The organism is Nocardia macrotermitis, from assembly GCF_009604405.1.
GTDB lineage: Bacteria > Actinomycetota > Actinomycetes > Mycobacteriales > Mycobacteriaceae > Nocardia > Nocardia macrotermitis.
Genome location: NZ_WEGK01000001.1, coordinates 875258 through 893723 on the forward strand (window position 1 = coordinate 875258; position 18466 = coordinate 893723).

13 protein-coding genes and 1 pseudogene are annotated in these 18466 nt (G+C 68.1%); 4 read left to right on the forward strand and 10 right to left on the reverse strand.

The genetic code is table 11. The features are described 5' to 3' along the window. Positions 1–59: 59 nt before the first annotated feature. On the forward strand, positions 60–764 hold the full coding sequence (locus NRB20_RS03765) for an alpha/beta fold hydrolase (protein WP_227833123.1): 705 nt from the start codon (positions 60–62) through the stop codon (positions 762–764). 200 nt (positions 765–964) lie between these two features. Here NRB20_RS03765 and NRB20_RS03770 read toward each other — a convergent pair whose 3' ends face one another. The 4 genes from NRB20_RS03770 to NRB20_RS03785 form a co-directional block, all read right to left on the reverse strand. Continuing rightward, on the reverse strand, positions 965–2491 hold the full coding sequence (locus tag NRB20_RS03770) for a cellulase family glycosylhydrolase (protein ID WP_153407685.1): 1527 nt from the start codon (positions 2489–2491) through the stop codon (positions 965–967). Positions 2492–2552: 61 nt separating this feature from the next. Then, on the reverse strand, positions 2553–3155 hold the full coding sequence (locus NRB20_RS03775; RefSeq protein WP_153407686.1) for a TetR/AcrR family transcriptional regulator: 603 nt from the start codon (positions 3153–3155) through the stop codon (positions 2553–2555). 245 nt (positions 3156–3400) lie between these two features. Next, complete coding sequence (locus NRB20_RS03780) at positions 3401–6571, reverse strand: acetyl-CoA carboxylase family protein (protein WP_153407687.1); 3171 nt, start codon at positions 6569–6571, stop codon at positions 3401–3403. Between the two features lie 90 nt (positions 6572–6661). Next, the gene (locus NRB20_RS03785; protein ID WP_153407688.1) at positions 6662–7297 is read right to left on the reverse strand and encodes a TetR/AcrR family transcriptional regulator; all 636 of its coding nucleotides are present in this window, start codon (positions 7295–7297) and stop codon (positions 6662–6664) included. Between the two features lie 3 nt (positions 7298–7300). Between NRB20_RS03785 and NRB20_RS03790 the strand changes: the two genes are divergently transcribed. Next, complete coding sequence (locus tag NRB20_RS03790; RefSeq protein WP_227833124.1) at positions 7301–9316, forward strand: PKD domain-containing protein; 2016 nt, start codon at positions 7301–7303, stop codon at positions 9314–9316. 140 nt (positions 9317–9456) lie between these two features. Here NRB20_RS03790 and NRB20_RS03795 read toward each other — a convergent pair whose 3' ends face one another. Together NRB20_RS03795 and NRB20_RS03800 are read right to left on the reverse strand one after the other, a co-directional pair. After that, complete coding sequence (locus tag NRB20_RS03795) at positions 9457–9873, reverse strand: protease inhibitor I42 family protein (RefSeq protein WP_153407689.1); 417 nt, start codon at positions 9871–9873, stop codon at positions 9457–9459. Positions 9874–9969: 96 nt separating this feature from the next. Next, positions 9970–11472 (reverse strand): carboxylesterase/lipase family protein, encoded by a 1503-nt coding sequence (locus NRB20_RS03800; protein ID WP_319944413.1) that lies wholly within the window; start codon positions 11470–11472, stop codon positions 9970–9972. 368 nt (positions 11473–11840) lie between these two features. Between NRB20_RS03800 and NRB20_RS03805 the strand changes: the two are divergent. Then, positions 11841–12656, forward strand: a pseudogene (locus tag NRB20_RS03805) (dolichyl-phosphate beta-glucosyltransferase); the annotation flags it as partial. A gap of 169 nt (positions 12657–12825) precedes the next feature. Further along, a complete protein-coding gene (locus NRB20_RS03810) occupies positions 12826–13107 on the forward strand; it encodes a YggT family protein (protein ID WP_153407691.1) in 282 nt (93 codons plus the stop codon). Positions 13108–13837: 730 nt separating this feature from the next. Here the strand turns inward: NRB20_RS03810 and der are convergent. The 4 genes from der to scpB form a co-directional block, all read right to left on the reverse strand. Next, entirely contained in the window at positions 13838–15277 is a 1440-nt protein-coding gene (gene der / locus NRB20_RS03815) for a ribosome biogenesis GTPase Der (RefSeq protein ID WP_153407692.1), read from the reverse strand. Beyond that, positions 15274–15996 (reverse strand): (d)CMP kinase, encoded by a 723-nt coding sequence (cmk, locus tag NRB20_RS03820; protein ID WP_406603773.1) that lies wholly within the window; start codon positions 15994–15996, stop codon positions 15274–15276. Before cmk ends, der begins: the two co-directional genes overlap by 4 nt. Positions 15997–16007: 11 nt before the next feature. Next, positions 16008–16820, reverse strand: a complete 813-nt coding sequence (locus NRB20_RS03825) for a pseudouridine synthase (RefSeq protein ID WP_319944414.1) — start codon at positions 16818–16820, stop codon at positions 16008–16010. A gap of 959 nt (positions 16821–17779) precedes the next feature. After that, positions 17780–18466: an SMC-Scp complex subunit ScpB gene (scpB, locus tag NRB20_RS03830; RefSeq protein ID WP_319944441.1), complete on the reverse strand. Its 687-nt coding sequence runs from the start codon at positions 18464–18466 to the stop codon at positions 17780–17782.

Sequence of the window (18466 nt, forward strand, 5' to 3'; positions counted from 1 at the left end):
CGAGTGAGAACGGCCGAGGCGCGCGGTCGCGTGCGCCGAGGTCGGTAAACTTCGCGGCCATGAGCGATGCGGTGACCATGGTGGCGGTACCCGGGACACTGTGCTCCCCCACGGTGTTCGATCTGCTGGACCACGAGTTGGCGGGGCGGCCGCGGGTGGATCGGTATTCCTGGCTGACCGAGCCGGGCCCGTGGGACATTCCGGCGATCTCCGGCAGAATCGCGCGTCACATCGAGCGCACCCACGGCGGACCGGTACTGGTCTGCGGTCATTCCACCGGCGGCGCGATCACCCTGCATCTCGCGGCCACCCACCCGTCGGTCGTGCGCGGACTGATCCTGATCGATACCGGTGCGCAGATGCGCGGCCACGGTGACGTCGAGGCCATCATCGCCCGTGTCCGCGACGACTGGGGCGAGGACCTGCGCGCGGCGGTCCTGGATCGTTCGTTCCACACCCCGCCCGAACCCGAGGTGCGCGCCGAGTTGCTGCGCTGGGCCGCGACCGTTGACCGCCAGGCTGTCCTGGACGTCCTGACCAGTCAGCGCGACCTCGACCTGACCGCCGACCTACCCCGAATCACCCAGCCCGCCATGGTGATACACGGCCGCCACGACCGCGCCCGCGACCCCGACCACGGCCGCGACCTCGCTACCGCCCTGCCCAACGCGGAATTCCGCCTCCTGGACACCGGCCACACGCCCGTCCACGAAGATCCGGCCGCGGTCGCCGATGCCGTGCGCACACTGCTCACCTGGCTCTGATTCATCACGCGCACTGGGGTTTTCGGTTGCTGCGGATACATCGGCCGACAGGACAGGCAGACCGATCACTGACGACATACCTTCGAAATCTCATGCGCGGAAACAGATTTCGCCCGACACGCAGATGGTCGACCGCGCGGACCTCGACGCTCACAGCGGCGGTATCGGCGAACAGATTCACCGATACCGCCGAACAACGATCAGCGACGTGCGATAGTCACCGAAACATTGTGTACCGCACCAGGATTCGCGGCAATCTGCACGATGCGCGCACCGGGCGCGGAAACCACGGTTCCCCCATCCACCCGGACGTTGTATCCACCCGGATAATGCCGAGCGGGCACGAAGATCTCCGTCCGAGCCCCGGACGCGAGATGTGCTCCCGCCGGAGCAGCGGTCGAATACGTAAGGCTCATCGTGGAATCGGCACGATCGAAGTGGTACTTCGACGGCGTCCCCGCGACCGCCCGCGCCCACGGCACGGCCAGGGCGTCGAGTTTGGCCTGTTTGGCATTGGCCGGTGAGCCCGGTTTGCTCTCGTCGACCAGCAGGCCCTGGGTGTCGGAGTTCGCCGGATCCTGCGGGTGGTAGACGTAATACGCCCAGTACGTCCAGGACCAGAAATGTTCATCGGCCAGATCGATGAGCCGGGCGTTGTCGGTGTTCACATCGCTCGCACCGAATTCGGACAGGAAACCCGGCGCTTCGATGCGGTCTGCGCGTGCGGCGCTCACCGCGACGGCCTGATTCTCCTGCGGCGGGCAGACCGCGTCGAATCCCGGCGGCGTCGGCACGCCGACGATTCCAGCGCCGAGCACCGGGAAACAGTAGATGTGGAAGTTGTGTCCCACGGCCGAATCCCGCAGTGCCGGAAGGGCTGTGCTGCCATCGGCATTCGGATCGGATTCGGGGAAGATCACATGCGTGTCGCCCGTCGCGCGCAACGCGGCGATCACCCGCTGATAGAACTGCGCCAGCGCACCCTGTTCGAACGCCGGGCACGAAGCCAGGAACGCCTGGCACGAATACCCACTGCCCGCATACGGCTCGTTGAACGGGTCCACTCCGACGATATTCGCCCGTCCCGCACCGGAATTCAGCATCCGGATCACATGCTGCCATGCGTGGACGAAATGGGTTTGGATACCGATTCCGTCGGCGGCGGGTTTGTCGTTCCAGAATGCCTGGAAGTCGTCCTGGGCGTTGTGCGGATCGGTACCGAGGGTCGCCCACTGCGGCGCACCATCGCCGGTGCTGTTGCCGAGCTGGGAGATCCCCGCCGAACGACTCCAACTGTCCTGATGGAAATCCACCAGGGTGCGAATACCGTGCGCGGCCAGCAGATCGTTGAGCGCGACGATCCGCCGGATGTAGGCGTCGTCGTACACCCCGGGCCGCGGTTCCACTGCCTCCCAGATGAATCCGATGCGGGCAGCGTCGAATCCCTCGCTCGCCAGCAGCGCCGCATCCGACTCACCGAAATTGGCCGGGTAATAGGGCGCGGTCTTACGCACCAGATTCACCCCGTGCACCGAGATGGCCCGACCTTGACCATCGATCAGCCACTTGCCCGCCCGAGCGGGTGGCCGCGGGGAGTCCGCCGCCGCGCTCGGCGACACGGTAGCGACCGCGAGCACCATCAACAGCAGCGCCACCACCCAGGGCCGCCGCAATCCCCTTCGCCGGGAAACGCCCCTGCTCTCGGGACGAAAGTCGTTGAATCGCATACATTCTCCTTCACAAAATGCGATCACGGAACACTCGGAATTCCGGCTCCGGCGAACCCGTTCACCGATCGGCCAGGATGCGTGCCACGGCCCGATCCCACTCGGCGACCAGATCGATATCGTCGGGATCCCGCAGCCACTGCTCCTCCAACCCGGTCATGGTGGCGAGCAGATGTCGTGCGACCGACCGCGGTTCGGTCGCCGAGCCGACCCCCTCGACCAGCCGAGTGAACGCGTCCAGCACCCGCGCCTCACGCTCACGGAAATAGTCGTGCGCCGGATGCTCCCGATACAGCGACTCACTCCGCAGCATCGTGTGCAGTCGAACGATCTCCGGCTGAGTCACGTTGCGCGCCACCACGGTACGCAGCGCCCGCCGCGCGTCCCCCGGTGTCGGCGCTCGCCCCAACTCCTGTTCGAGCTGCTCGATCACCGCCTCGGTATCGCGCCGATCCCGCTCCTCCAACAACGCGACCAGCAACTTCTCCTTGGTCCCCACATGATGCAGCACCCCCGCCACGGTCAGCCCGCACCCATCGGCCAACTCCTGCACACTGAACCCGTAGTACCCCCGCCGCCCGATGATCCCGATCGCCTCCCCCAGAATCTGCGCCCGCCGATCCTCCCGCCGCACCCGCCCCACCACACCCGCGGACCCGCTCATCCCGCATCCCTCCGATACTTACTAAGTATTTAGTAGGTAGCGATGATAGACGCTTCCCGCCTCCGAGGGAACCCCTTCCGATTCAGCGCCCGCACGCTCGGAAGATCGACGAAACTGCCTGTCACACAGGTGATCCGGCGCGCCGGACCTGGCCGGACTCTCAGCGTCGGCTGGACAACCCGTGTGGCGAACACCCCGAACACCACTCCGGCGCGGCCCGCGGCGGCAGCGAACCTTCCCGCCGCTCAGCGCAGGGTGGCGATCCAGCGGCGAGTATCGGCCGGGTCGATGACGTCGTCGAGTTCACCGGCGGTGGCCGCGGTCAGGGCCTTGCCGCTGTCGTAGGCCGCGGCTACCAGATGGTCGAACGCGGACCGGCGGGCGGCGGGGTCTTCGATCGCGGCCAGCTCCTTGGCGAAGCCGAGACGGACCGCGCCTTCCAGACCCATGCCGCCGATTTCGCCTGTGGGCCAGGCGATCACGAAGCGCGGGGCACGGAAGGAGCCCGCGGCCATGGCTTGTGCGCCCAGGCCGTAGCCCTTGCGGACGATGACGGTGCCGAACGGGACGGTCAGGGCGGCGGCGTCGATGAACAGGCGGCTGAAACGGGTGACGGTGGCGTCCTTCTCGGCCTCTGGTCCGACCATGAAACCCGGTGTGTCGCACAGGGACACGATCGGCAGACCATGGGCCTGACACAACCGCAGGAATGCGCCGAGCTTGTCCGCGGCAGGCGCATCGATCGCACCGCCGAGATGATGACAGTCGTTGGCGATCAGTCCGAACGGACGTCCCTCGACACGAACCAGCGCGGTCACCACCCCAACACCCCAATCGCGACGCAGTTCCAGAACCGAACCCGGGTCGGCGACCGCCTCGATCGCGGCGCGGATCTCGAAGGCGCGCAACCGGTTCTCCGGAACCACATGCCGCGCGGTCCGGGGATCGGGTGCCTCCCAATCATCCACGGCCCCTTGGAAATACGCCAGATACCGACGCGCCAGATCCACCGCCTCGGCCTCGTCGGCGGCGACCAGATGCACGACCCCGTTGCGCCGCTGCACCTCGATCGGCCCGATGTCCTCCGGCCTGTACACCCCGAGCCCGCCGCCCTCGATCATGGCAGGGCCGCCCATACCGATATTGGCGTCCGGCGTGGCGATCACGACATCGCACATCCCCAGCAGCGCGGCGTTCCCGGCGAAACAGCGCCCGGACACGATGCCGATCAGCGGCACCTTCCCGGACAACTCACCCATCACCCGGAACGTGGTCACATCCAGCATCGAGATGCCGCCGTGATCGGTATCGCCGGGCCGCCCGCCACCGCCCTCGGTGAAGAACACCACCGGCAGCCGCTGTTCGTGCGCGAGATGCAGCATGCGATCGGTTTTGGCGTGATTGCGCACGCCCTGGGTGCCCGCCAGCACGGTGTAGTCGTAGGACATCACCACCACCCGCGACCGGTCCACGCCGAACCGGGCCGCGTCGACGGTGGCGACACCGGCGACCAGACCGTCGGCCGGGGTATTGGCGATGAGGTCCTCGGCACTGCGCCGGGCTCGTTGCGCGGCGATGGTGAGCGCGCCGTACTCCACGAAGCTGTCCGCGTCCACCAGATCGGCGATGTTCTCCCGGGTCGTGCGCCGATTCAGCTTGTGCCGCTTGGCAACCGCGGAGGGACGCGAAGCGTCGCGGGTAATCTCGTGCCGGGCGCGGACTTCGGTCAGATCGGCCCGTTCGGCGTCGGGATCCACCACCGCGACAGCGATATCCGCACCGTCGTGATCGGCCTCGGCCCAGGTCAGCAACACCGCGTGCGGATCGACGACGTCCCCGGGCGCGACCAGCTGCCGCGACACCCGCAGCGAGGTCTCCGCGCGCACCACGTGCTGCATCTTCATCGCCTCGAGCACAACTACTTCCGCACCGGCGGGCAGTACCGAACCGGGCGCGGCCAGGCTCACCACGGTCGCGCCCATCGGACTGCGCAACGCCTGCTCGTCCTGTTCGAGCTCGACCGCCGCGGCAACCGTCACCTCGGCGTGCGCCTGCGGTGGTGGCGCGTAATCGGCTGCGCGAGAAAGCAATCGAGAGATATTCCGCTCGAACCACGAGGTGTCCACCGACTCGTCGCGAGGCAACTCGTCCAGCGCGGCACGCACCACCGCCGCATTGGTATCCACACCGACCACGACCATCTCCGCGAGCGCGTCCGAGCACCGTTGCAGCGCACCGGAATACGATGCCCCCCGAGCGATGACCTTGGCCAGCAGCGAATCGAACCGCGCGCTCTGCCGCATCCCCGAATACGCCGCGGTATCCACCCGCACCCCCACACCGGTGGGCGCGCCGAACTGCGTCAGTGTCCCGGTACTGGGCAGCAGATCCCCACTTGCACCGATGATTTCGGCATTCACTCGAGCCTGCACCGCGAACCCGCGCGGCCCGCCCACCGGCAACTCCAGCTCGGCCAGCGACTCCCCGAGCGCGAGCCGGAACCCGATCGCGACCAGATCGACCCCGCTCACCTCCTCGGTGACCGTATGTTCCACCTGCAACCGCGGATTCACCTCGAGGAACCACGCCTCGTCACCGCGCACCAGGAATTCGACCGTGACCACCCCGCGACAACCGACCGACTCCGCGATCGACACCGCGTCCCGATGCAGCCTTTCCCGCAGCGCCGCAGGCAGATTCGGCGCGGGCGCGATCTCGAGCACCTTCTGCCGACGCCGCTGCACACTGCAATCCCGATCCCCCAGCGCGACCGCGTGCCGCCCGTCGGCGACGATCTGCACCTCCACATGCCGCACACCGCTCACCAGCGCCTCGGCATACACCGCGTCGTCACCGAATCCGGCCAACGCCTCGGCCCGGCACCGCCGATACGCCTCGACGAGTTCACCGGAATCGCGCACCGCACGCATCCCGCGGCCACCACCACCGGCGACCGCCTTGATCATCACCCCGTCCGGATGTGCCGCCAGCAGTGCGGCGATCCCGTCGAGCCCGGCCTCGGCGGAGGTCGCGGGCAGCACATGCACCCCGATCGCAGCGGCGGCGGCCCGCGCGGCGACCTTGTCCCCGAAGATCCGCAGCACCTCCGGCGAGGGACCCACGAAGACGAGTCCGGCCTTCGCGCACGCGGCGGCGAAATCGGCGCTCTCGCTGAGGAATCCGTATCCGGGATGCACGAGCGTCCCGGCCGCACCGGCCGCCGACACCACCGCGCCGATGTCCAGATAGGCCGCGGCCCCGCGGCCGGGCAGGGCGACGGCCGCGTCGGCGAGCCGCACGGGCAGTCCGGCGGACTCCTCGGCGGTGTGCATCACCAGCGTCGAATATCCGCACTCCCGGGCGGTCCGCACGATCCGGACCGCGACCTCGCCCCTGTTGGCCACCGCAACACGCATGCTCTCAGCAAAGCATCCCCACCCCGGACCCGCCGCCCGGGGTGATCGTCCGTATGGCGGGGATCCGAATCCGCTGCCGGGCAACACAACTCACAAACCACTGCCCGGATCCAACAGCACCCGCCGCAACTCCACGACATTCTCACCGGTCAGCCGCCGGAACGCGGTGAGCACCGACTCCCCCAGATCGAAGGACGGATCGATCTGCCACTGCGTGCGCAGTCCGGTCCAGGCCGCCAGGAACCCCCGCGCCGCCTCGCCCGCATCCACTCCCGGATGCGCCAGACCCGCGTCCTGCCGCGCGACGATGATCGCCGTCCAGCGTTCGAGCGCCTGCGCGTAGTGCTCGGCGAAGAACTCCCGCGCCGGATGACCGGGTGTGCCGATCTGCCCGGCGAGCATCGTGTACAGCAGCGCGACCTGCCGATCACCGCCGGTCACGTAGCGGCGCAACGCTTTCGGGTCCAGGTCGGGCCGTCCGGTGGACAGCCGCGCGTCGTCCTCGTCGAACGCCAGCCGCAACGCCGCCACCAGCAGATGGTCGCGGGTCGGGAAGTGATACAGGACCGTCGCCTCGCTGATCCGCGCGTGCGCGGCAGTCTCGGCCGTGGTCACCCCGCCGTGCCCCTTCTCCAGTACCAGGTCCAGCACCGCGCGGGCGATCGTGCTACGTCGCTCGGCGGTCCTGGCGTAGGTTCCGCGGCTGGTCCCGGGTGTACTCGGCATGCTGTGACACCATGGCCCCGGACATCGACCCACCCTTCGCCACGCCCTACACCGATATCGACGAGCATCGCGACTCCCCCCGTACCGCACCGCTACGTCCACGGCGGCTTCACCGGCACCGACACCCGCTTCTCGCTGTACTTCCCACCCGCGCAGACCTATCGGGGCCGGTTCTTCCAGCACATCACCCCGGTCCCCGACAGCGAACACCTCGCCCAGGGCGCGACCGGACGCGAGGACAAGATCGGCTTCGCCTTCGACAGCGGCGCGTACTTCGTGGAGACCAACGGCGGCGGCAGCGCCGCGATCCCGGGCGACGCGGCGGACTCGACCATCACCGCCTACCGCGCCAATGCCGCTGCCGCACAACACTCCCGCACGATCGCCGCGCGGATCTACGGCGACCACCGCCCCTACGGCTACGCCTACGGCGGCAGCGGCGGCGCGTACCGGACCATCGGCGGCGCGGAGAGCACCGAGGGCGTCTGGGACGGATTCGTGCCGTACGTCATCGGCAGTCCGATGGCCATCCCGAACGTCTTCTCGGTGCGCATGCACGCCCAGCGCGTCCTGCGCGACCGCCTGGACCACATCGCCGACGCCGCCGACGCCGGTTCCCGCACACCGCTCGACGCCGACCTCACCGAATCCGAGCGCGCAGCCCTCACCGAGGTCACCCGGATGGGTTTCCCGACCCGATCCTGGTTCGGCCACCGCACCATGGGATTTCACGCCTTCGGCACCCTGTACCCACACGTGATGGCGGTCGATCCGACCTACCGCGAAGACTTCTGGACCACCCCTGGCTATCCGGGCGCGGACCCCGCGAGCTCCGTGCACCGCGACCGCCTGCACCATCGCGGCAACACCACCGGAACCCTCACCCGCAAGCAGGCCATCGCCCGCGGCCTGCCCGTACAGCACGCCGCGGGCACCCCGCACGGCGGCGTCGACAACGCTTTCAAGGGTCCCGGAGCCGACGACGACGCCGTGGTGGCGGTCGACATCCCCGGCATTCCGGACGCCGAGAAACTGCACGGCGCGGATCTGACCGTGCTCACCGGCGACGCCGCCGGAACCCGCGTCACGATCACCGAAATCCACGGCGACACAGCACTTCTCGACACCCCCGACCGCGACGGCGCACTGTCCCGCCTGGCCCCGGGCGACACCGTCGAGATCGACAACAGCGCCTTCCTGGCCGCCCAGACCTACCACCGCCACCAGGTCCCCGACGCCACCTACCGGGTGTGGGACCAGTTCCGCGACCACGACGGGAATCCGATCCCGCCCCAGCGCGCCCTGCTGCTGGGCCCGCTGTTCACCAGCGCCGCCTCCGGACACGTGCCGACCGGGAAATTCACGGGCAGGATGATCGTCGTCTCGTGTCTGCTGGATCGCGAGGCGTTCCCGTGGCAGGCCGACTGGTACCGCGACCGGGTCCGTGACCACCTCGGCGATCGCATCGACGACCACTTCCGGCTCTGGTACGTCGATCACGCCCTGCACGGCGACGACGAACGCCAGGAACATCCCACCCGCGCCGTCACCTACCTCGGCGTACTGCATCAGGCATTGCGGCAGCTCAGCGCATGGGTCGAGACCGGAGCGGCACCCGCGGCCAGCACGCGCTACACCGTCGAGGACGGCCAGGTGCTGGTACCGGCGCAGGCCCCCGAGCGACTCGGCGTCCAGCCCGTGGTGTCGCTCACCGCCGAGGGCACCGACCGCGCCGAGATCACCGCCGGACAACGCGTCCGGCTACAGGCGACCGCGCAGGTCCCGCCCGACGCGGGCACGATCGTCGGCCTCGCCTGGGATTTCGACGGCTCCGGCGCCTTCACCGAAACCAGCGAATTCACCCCGCACACCACGATCACCGTCGAACGCGATCACGTATTCACCACCCCCGGAACACATTTCGTGACCGCCCGCGTCGCAGCCCACCCCGACGGCGACCCGGCGAGCCCCTACGCCCGCATCGAGAACCTGGCCCGGGTCCGCATCATCGTCACCTGAGGCGATCCTCGTCGTTCGACGCGTTCCCCCCGACCGTGCCGGGTGTTCACCCATCGACACCCGGCACGGCCCGATGACATCGGGCCTGTCTCGTTGCCATCGAATCCCATTATCACACAATGGAATTCAGCAATGGAAGACTAGCCGACCGTGATGTTCTCGGTGAAGGTCTGCGCGGGCGCCGAGCCCGGACGCACCGAGACCAGACGCACCGTGGTGTGCCCGTGCCCGGCGGCGGTGAAGGTCCACACGCTGGTACCGGCCGCACCGGGAATCGGGTTGGTGGTGCGGAACTGCGGCGCGCCCTCCTGACGCAGCACACCCCGATCGATCGGACTCAGCTTCCAGACGTAGCCCGAGGACGGGTTGTCCGGCAACGCCACCGCCAGCTCCTGCCCGACCGACAGCGAGCGACTCTGCCCGTTCCCATCGGTTCCGACGATGACCGGTTCGTCCACCGGCGAGGCGGTGGGGATGGCATCGGCCACCGCCACCACATTCGCACCGCCGGCCGCGAGGGCCAGACCGAGGACAACCATCCGCAAAGATGTACGCACCGCATTCCTTTCACACTGTGAGGCGCTCACCTTACCGGCGTTCCCGGGCCAACCTGTGTCCCGGCTGCGAAATGCGTTCCCCGGCAGCCGGTTCCGTCAGCTCAGCTGGGCCTCGCGCCAGGCCCGCACCGCGGCGAGCTCGTCGGCACGCGGATCCACCGCCACCGCGGAGTCCGGATCGTCGAAGACCTGCACCGCGCGATGATCCGTGCTGAACCGAGCCCAGCCCGGATCGCCGTGCGTGGCGAAATCCACCCAGGCCCGATGCACCCGATCCGCCAGGGCCTGCGGCGGATTCGGCCCGGTCAGCCTCGTTGCCGCGTCGAGCCGGTCGAAGACGAACGGCACCTCCAGCACATGGCAGGCACCCAGTCCCGCGATACCCGACCGCCAGCCGAATTCGTACATGTAGGTCGGTTGCCCCGCGGCCGCGACGGATTCGGCGATGCGCACCGAATCCTCCCGGAATGCCACATCGGTGACGATCGCGTTGAACACGTCCGCCGCCGAGGCCCCTGGCCGATTGGCCGAATAGATCTGCGCCAGCGCAGGATCCAGCCCGTACCGCGGCAGCACCAGCGGCAGCACCTCCTCGCTGATCCCCGCGGCCAGCCCGGCGGGCACGGTGAAGAACCGGAACTCCTCTGCGGTGCAGCCGATCAGCAACGGCACCGCCCGCTCGGGCCGCGCGGCCAGCACCGCGCTGGACAGATCCTCGATCAGCTCACCGTCGATCACCGGGAACAGGCTCATCACACCCAGCCCGTGACTGATGACGCTCTCACCCCACCGCGCCGGATCGGGATCCTGCATCAACTCCAGCGCCATCGCGTCCTGCGCGGCCCGCAACCGATCGGGCCCGAACTCGCCGAACGCGGCCGGGGTCGGCTCGATCCCGGCCTTGTCCGCGATCACCCCGGCCACCAACCTGGCGTCCTCGGCCTTCGCGATCCCGATTCCGTTGCCGCTCTGGATGATCGCGCGCCGGAACAGCCCGTCGGTCAGCGGCGAGGCGATCAGCGCGGCGATGCTCATACCGCCCGCGGATTCCCCGAAGACGGTGACATTGCCGGGATCTCCGCCGAACGCCGCGATGTTCTCCCGCACCCAGCGCAGCGCGAACACCTGATCGTGCAGACCCCGATTGAGCGGCGCGCCCGGAATCGCCGCGAAGCCGGAGACGCCGAGCCGGTAGTTGATCGAGACGGTCACCACACCGTCACGAGCGAACGAGCCGCCGTCGTAGATCGGCCGCGCGTTGGAGCCGCGTACGAACGCACCGCCGTGAATCCACACCATGACCGGTAGGCCCGACCCGCCCGTCTCAGGAGTCCAGACGTTCACGTTCAGGTACTCGTCACCGGGAATGCCGTCGCTGCCCAGCAACGCGTGGATGGGCGCGGGATACGGCGACTGCGCACACGTCGCGCCGTATTCGACCGCATCGCGCACGCCATCCCAGTCCGCTACGCGCGCAGGCAGTTCGAACCGCGCGGGTCCGATCGGCGCGGCCGCGTACGGAATACCCAGGAAAGTGTCGATCCCGTCCCGGGTGACCCCGCGAACCTTGCCGCCCGTCACGGACACGATGGTTTCCACAGCGAACCTCCTGAAGTTGCCGACATTCTGCCTCGCCGAAATCCGCCGAGTGAATGAAACGTTCCGATTTCGGATCCTGCGGTCCATGGGAGCACACGCCCGGCGCCACGCATCGATCAGGTGCGATCCCGGTTCATTGCACGGTATGGGCCCTCGACGGGCACAATGCTCCAGTGCTCCCGATTTACTACGGCTTGTTCATGCTCCTGTTCGAGAGTCAACGCCTGCTCGAATTCCTCCTCGGTCCCTGAGCGACGTCCGGCTCCCGGTTCGACGCCCGCCACGCGGCGATTCGGCCCACAGTGACCTCACAGCGGCCGCCAAGCCCCGCACTAGCGGAGTGGACGAATCTTGTGGTCATGAGCGAAATGACGATTGCCCCGCAGGTCACGGACCGCACCGGAACCGCCCCGCACGCGCCCACTCTGGACGTGGTGATCCCGGTCTACAACGAGGAGCACAGCCTCGGCAGCTGCGTGTGGCGGCTGCTGTCCCACCTCGAGAGTTTCCCGTTCTCGGCGCGCATCACCATCGCCGACAACGCGAGCACCGACGGCACCCTCGCGGTGGCCAACGCGCTGGCCGCGGACTTCGACAACGTCCAGGTCATGCACCTGGATCGCAAGGGCCGCGGCCGGGCCCTGCGCGCGGCGTGGCTGGCCTCGGACGCGGCGGTCGTCGCCTACATGGACGTGGACCTGTCCACCGATCTGAACGGCCTGCTGCCGCTGGTGGCCCCGCTGGTCTCGGGACATTCGGACATCGCGATCGGCACCCGGCTGGATCCCGCGTCGCGGGTGGTGCGCGGGCCCAAGCGCGAATTCATCTCCCGCAGTTACAACCTGATCCTGAAAGCCGCTCTGCGCGCGCACTTCTCCGATGCCCAATGCGGTTTCAAGGCGATGCGCACCGATATCGCGCAGGTGCTGCTGCCGGTCGTGCAGGACGGCGAGTGGTTCTTCGACACCGAACTGCTGATACTCGCGCAGCGGTGCGGTCTGCGCATCCACGAGGTGCCGGTGGACTGGGTCGACGATCCGGACAGCCGCGTCGACATCGTCGACACCGCGCGCAAGGATCTGCAAGGCGTGTGGCGGCTGCGGCGCGCCTTCGCCACGCACGCGCTGCCGATCGCGGATCTGCGCGTCGAACTCGAACGCAAACCCCTCACCGCCCGCCTCCCGCTGACCCTGGCCGCGGCCTGACCACCCGCTGCCGGGCAGACGGCCTCGACACGATCACACCTGCCGTGCGAGTCTGATAGTCGTCTGAGAACAGTGCAAAGCGGACACTTTCCGCCGATGCCGGGCGTTGACACCGGTAAGCAGGCCCGCGATCACGAAGGAGTTCGTCATGGCCCTCATCGGAATGCTCATCGGGTATGTGCTGTCGCTGTTCATCCTGGTGATGCTCGTACGCGTGGTACTGGACTGGATCCAGATGCTCAGCACCTCACCGACCGCGGAATGGCTGGTGAAGGGGCGGCGGATCGCGCATTCCTGCACCGAGCCGGTCATCGCGCCGGTACGCCGCGTCCTCCCGCCGATCCGTGCCGGCGGCATGTCGATCGACCTGGCGTTCACACTGGTGTTCATCGCGGCGATCATCCTGCGCACGATCGCGTTCAGCCTCTGACTCACCCGCCCCGACCAGCGGATCTACGAAATCCCCAGCCGCCCAGCCGAATACCGCTCGCCCCGCGAGCGGTCCGCCGGTCCCCGGCGTATTCGGCTCTGTCCCGGCGTTATTCGGTCGCTACGGAAACGATTTCACGAATGCGACGCCGATGACCACCGCGCTGACCACGGCAACGGCCGCAATACTCCACATATGAGAATCCCTTATTCGACTGTGCAACAAGCGGTTTGAAAGTACCCCGGCCTGCCCCGCCCTGTCCGCGAAACCGCCCATCCCGCCCAGCCCTCATCCGTGCGCTCTTCCTCCCACCGCACGATCGCCCCGATTGCCCCTGCTGGAAATTCCGGGCTGGAATCAATCAATGCGCATAGTTGAGTATGAGCATGTTCCAATCTGCACACGTTCCACACTGGACATGTCCCAGACTTCCCGGCCCGAAACCACCTGTGCCGAAACATGTTCGAACAGTGAGAGATTCGCCTCGACAGCCGCACCAACATGCCCACCACCGCATCCCGACACGACCACCGCCGCTCAGTGCCCGCAGCGCTCGCACCTCGACGCAGGTCGGGTCAACGCTCGAAACGGCCCCTGCGGCAAAGCCCGCCGAATACGTGTCCCCTCTTCTCGGGCAGCGGGTGCGTATCCCGACAAGAGGTGCGCCGATACGACGGAACCGGTGAGCGATTGCCGCCCACCGGTTCCGGATCAGTGTCTTCCCGCGTGCCTACTTCTTCCTGCGGTCGCGCTTCTCCCGCACCCGGACCGAAACCCGCACGGGCGAACCGTCGAAACCGAACTCCTCACGCAGCCTGCGCTCCAGGAACCGGCGGTAACCGGCCTCCAGGAATCCGGTGGTGAACAGGACGAACGTCGGCGGACGCGTGGTCGCCTGGGTCACGAACAGCACGCGCGGCAGCCGACCGCCACGCATCGGCGGCGGCGTGGCCGCGACGACCTCCTTGAGCCAGGTGTTCAACCGGCCCGTGGGGATGCGCTTGTCCCAGGATTCGAGCGCGGTCTCCATGGCGGGCACGAGTTTCTGCACCGCGCGACCGGTGTGCGCGGAGATGTTGACCCGCTGTGCCCACGGCACCTGCACCATTTCCCGGTCGATCTCGCGCTCGAGCTGCTCGCGCCGGTCCTCGTCGACCAGATCCCACTTGTTGTAGGCCAGCACCAGCGCCCGCCCGGTCTCGGCGACCATGCTGATCACCCGCAGATCCTGCTCGGTGATCGGCTGCGAGGCGTCGATCAGCATGACCGCCACCTCCGCGGCCTCGATCGCCGATTTGGTGCGCAGCGAGGCGTAGAACTCGGTGCCGCTGGCATTGGACACCTTGCGCCGCAAACCTGCGGTATCCACGAAACGCCAAGGCTTACCGCCCAATTCGACCAGCGAGTCGACCGGATCCACGGTCGTGCCCGCCACATCGTGCACCACCGAACGCTCGTCGCCGGACAACTTGTTCAGCAGACTCGACTTGCCCACATTGGGCTTGCCGACCAGCGCCACCCGACGCGGCCCGGAACCGAGCGCACCGACGTCCTCGCGCGGCGTCTCGGGCAGCGCCTCGAGCACCACGTCCAGCAGATCACCGGTCCCGCGGCCGTGCGCCGCGCTGACCAGGTGCGGCTCACCGAGTCCGAGCGACCACAGCGTGGCCGCCTCCGCCTCGAGCTTCTCGCCGTCGACCTTGTTCACCACGAGCACGACGGGAGTCTTGGAGCGCCGCAGCACCCGCACCGCCGCCTCGTCGGTGGCGGTCGCGCCGGTGGTCACATCGACCACGAGCAGGATCGCGTCGGCGGTCCGCATGGCCAGTTCGGCCTGCCGCGCCACCGACTGCTGCAATCCCTTGGCGTCGGGCTCCCAACCGCCGGTGTCCTGCACCAGGAATCGCCGCCCGGCCCAGGTCGCCTCGTACGAGACGCGGTCCCGGGTGACGCCCGGAACGTCCTCCACCACGGCCTCGCGACGACCCAGAATGCGGTTCACCAGGGTCGATTTACCGACGTTCGGGCGGCCGACGACGGCCACGGTCGGCATCGGCACATATTCGCCGCCCTCGTCCGCACCGTCGAGATCGCTGATCTCCCAATCGGTTTCGTCACTCCACACCCCGTCGGCGGCATAGCCGACGGCACCGGCGTCCGGATAGGTCATCGCCCTGCTCCCGAGGAAATCTGTTGCGCCACAACCTGGAACAGCTCGTCGATGACCTGTTCGCGGGTCAGCTCGCTGGTGTCCACGATGACCGCGTCCGAGGCCGGGCGCAGCGGGGAGACCGCACGGGTGGAATCCAGGGTGTCGCGGCGCTGCACATCGGCCAGTACGGCCTCGTAATCGTCGCCGCGACCCTCGGCGATGTTCTGCTGATTGCGCCGGTGGGCGCGGGCCGGGGCGGAGGCCGTCAGATAGATCTTGGCGTCCGCGCCGGGCAGCACGACGGTGCCGATATCGCGGCCCTCGACCACGATTCGCCCTGCGGCAGCGGCGATCTCGCGCTGCAACGCGACCAACTGCTCACGCACCTCGGGCACCGCCGACACCGCGGAGACCGCCTTGGTGACCGCGTCGCCGCGGATCTCCCCCGACACGTCCGCGTAGTCCAGCTCGATGACCTCGTGACTCGGATCGGTGCCGATGCCCAGCGGCAGATCCTTCACCGCCACCGCGATCGCCGCCGGATCGGTCAGCTCGACCCCGGCGCGCAACGCGTGCAGGGTCGCGACCCGGTACATCGCTCCGGTGTCCAGATACCGCGCACCCAGCCGGGTGGCCAGCAGCCGGGACACGCTCGACTTGCCGGTGCCCGAGGGCCCGTCCATCGCGATGACCAGCGACTCCGAACCCGACATGCGCTCGGGAATCTCGATCGACATCTTCACACCGTTCACAGGTCCACCGCCTCGTAGAGCTTGCCGATTTCGTCGCGTCCGAGCACCCGCAGCGTGCCGGGACGTTGGTCGCCGATCGCGACCGGGCCGATCCGTGTGCGCACCAGCGCGGTGACCGGGTGGTCGACCGCGGCCAGCAACCGCCGCACGATGTGCTTACGGCCTTCGTGCAGAACAACTTTCACCAGCGAACGACCATCGCCGACCTCGAGCACCTGGAAGTCGTCGACCGAGGCCGGACCGTCGTCGAGCTCGACGCCCTTGCGCAAGCGTTTGCCGATCTCGCGCGGCACCTCACCCTCGACGGTCGCCAGATACGTCTTGGACACCTCGAACGAGGGGTGCATCAGCCGGTGCGCCAGATCGCCGTCGTTGGTGAGCAGCAGCAGCCCCTCGGTGTCGGCGTCCAGGCGTCCGACGTGGAACAGCCGCTGTCCGGCCATGACCCGTTCGGCGACGATATCGCCGATACACGGCCGGTTGAATTCATCCGACATGGTCGACTGGAAACCCTTGGGCTTGTTCAGCGCCAGATAGACCTGTTCGTCGCGCACCACGATGCGCACACCGTCCACGCGCACCACCGCCGTATCGGGATCGATGCGCAGCCCCTGTTCGCGCACGATCACCCCGTCGACCTCGATGCGGCCCTGTTCGATCAGCTCCTCCGCGACCCGTCGCGAGGCGACGCCGGCCTTGGCCAGCACCTTCTGCAACCGCTCGCCCTCACCCCACGGCAGCTTCTTGGGCCCCTCCTGCGGTTCGCCCTCGACGTTCTGGTGCCGCGCGGGTTTGGCGAAGCTGAGCACGGTCGGCTGCCTGCGCTGCGGAGTCGGTTTCGGTTTGCGATTGGGCGCGGACTGCTGCGGGCGACCCGCGAATCCCCCACGCTCACCGGAAGATCCGCCACGTCCCCCGGCCGGACGCCCCTGCGCGGAACCCCCGCGTCCCTGGGAGTACCCACCACCGGAACGATCCTGCGAGGACCCACGACGATCGCCGTGCTCACCACGTCCGCCGTTGCCGCGATCGGCCGGATAGCCTCCACGACCGGAACCACGATCGGACGAGTAACCACCACGACCAGCGCCACGATCCGACGAATACCCGCCACGATCCGAACGACGATCCTGCGAGTACCCACCCCGATCGGATCCACGATCCGACGAGTAGCCGCCACGCCCTTGCGAGGCTCCACCCCGACCGGGCCCACGATCGGAAGAATAGCCACCACGGCCGGTCCCGCGATCCTGCGAGTATCCACCGCGATCGGACCTGCGATCAGACGAGTACCCGCCGCGATCGGACTTGCGATCGGACGAGTAGCCACCGCGATCGGAACCACGATCAGACGAGTACTCACCACGACCGGACTTGCGATCCGAGGAGTAGCCACCCCGATCGGAGCCCCGACCCGAGAAGTAACCGCGCCGATCCTGCGAGTTGCCCCCGCGCTCGCGATCCGACGAGTACCCCTCACGCCGACGATCCTGCGAGGAACCGTCGCGCTCGGACGAATATCCGCCGCGACCAGCGCCACGATCATCCGAATATCCGCCGCGGCCACTCCCGCGGTCCTGCGAATATCCCCCACGTCCCGAACCACGCTCGGCGGCGTATCCCCCACGGTCCGAACGGCCTTCGCCGCGTCCCTTGGAGTATCCGCCGCGGTCATCGCGCCCACGGGCGCCGCCACCACGCGGTGAGTCGGTGTTCTTTCTACGATCCGGTGTGCCATCTCGGCGAGCGGGTGTATTCATGTGCCCTGTCAATCCTCGGAGCCGAGGTCGATGTCCGACTCGGCGGGTTTCTTCAGCCTGGTGTACCGGGGGTCGGTGTCCAGGCTCTCGTTGATCTCATCGATCAGGTCGACACCCGGCAGCAGGGGTGCCAACGGCGGGAGATCCGCCAGCGACGCGAGCCCGATCCGTTCCAGAAACAGTTCGGTCGTGACGTACAGGGTGCCGTTGGTGTCGGTATCGGTCCCGGCCTCGGCGATGAGCCCGCGCGCGACCAGTGTGCGAATAACACCGTCGACGTTCACCCCGCGCACGGCGCTGACCCGTGCTCGCGTAACCGGTTGACGATAGGCGATGACGGCCAGAGTTTCCAAAGCCGCGCGCGTCAGTTTCGAGCGCGCGCCGTCCAGCAGCATGCGTTCGACATAGGGCGCGTATTCGGTCCGTGTGTAGTATCGCCAGCCGTCAGCGGCATATCGCAGGTCCATTCCGCTGCCCCGGGCGGTCAGTTCCGCCGACATCTCCCGCAGTGTGCGCGTGACGCGATTCTCACTGTCACCGATCGCGGAGGCGAGCAGTTCGGCCGGTGCCGGTGCGTCCACGACCAGCAGCATCGCCTCGAGCGCCGAACGGAATTCGTCCTCGCCGAGGGGCCGCGCACCGAGATCGTCCTCGACCGCGTCGCCGCCGTCGACCGCGTCGGTATCCGCTGTCAC

What these genes read in the sequence shown, in the direction of transcription:
- NRB20_RS03785 (WP_153407688.1), bottom strand. Translation starts at nt 7,297, where the DNA reads ATGCCGAGTACACCCGGGACCAGCCGCGGAACCTACGCCAGGACCGCC.
- cmk (WP_406603773.1), bottom strand. Translation starts at nt 15,996, where the DNA reads ATGTCGATCGAGATTCCCGAGCGCATGTCGGGTTCGGAGTCGCTGGTC.
- NRB20_RS03810 (WP_153407691.1), top strand. Translation starts at nt 12,826, where the DNA reads ATGGCCCTCATCGGAATGCTCATCGGGTATGTGCTGTCGCTGTTCATC.
- NRB20_RS03765 (WP_227833123.1), top strand. Translation starts at nt 60, where the DNA reads ATGAGCGATGCGGTGACCATGGTGGCGGTACCCGGGACACTGTGCTCC.
- NRB20_RS03780 (WP_153407687.1), bottom strand. Translation starts at nt 6,571, where the DNA reads ATGCGTGTTGCGGTGGCCAACAGGGGCGAGGTCGCGGTCCGGATCGTG.
- der (WP_153407692.1), bottom strand. Translation starts at nt 15,277, where the DNA reads ATGACCTATCCGGACGCCGGTGCCGTCGGCTATGCCGCCGACGGGGTG.
- NRB20_RS03775 (WP_153407686.1), bottom strand. Translation starts at nt 3,155, where the DNA reads ATGAGCGGGTCCGCGGGTGTGGTGGGGCGGGTGCGGCGGGAGGATCGG.
- NRB20_RS03770 (WP_153407685.1), bottom strand. Translation starts at nt 2,491, where the DNA reads ATGCGATTCAACGACTTTCGTCCCGAGAGCAGGGGCGTTTCCCGGCGA.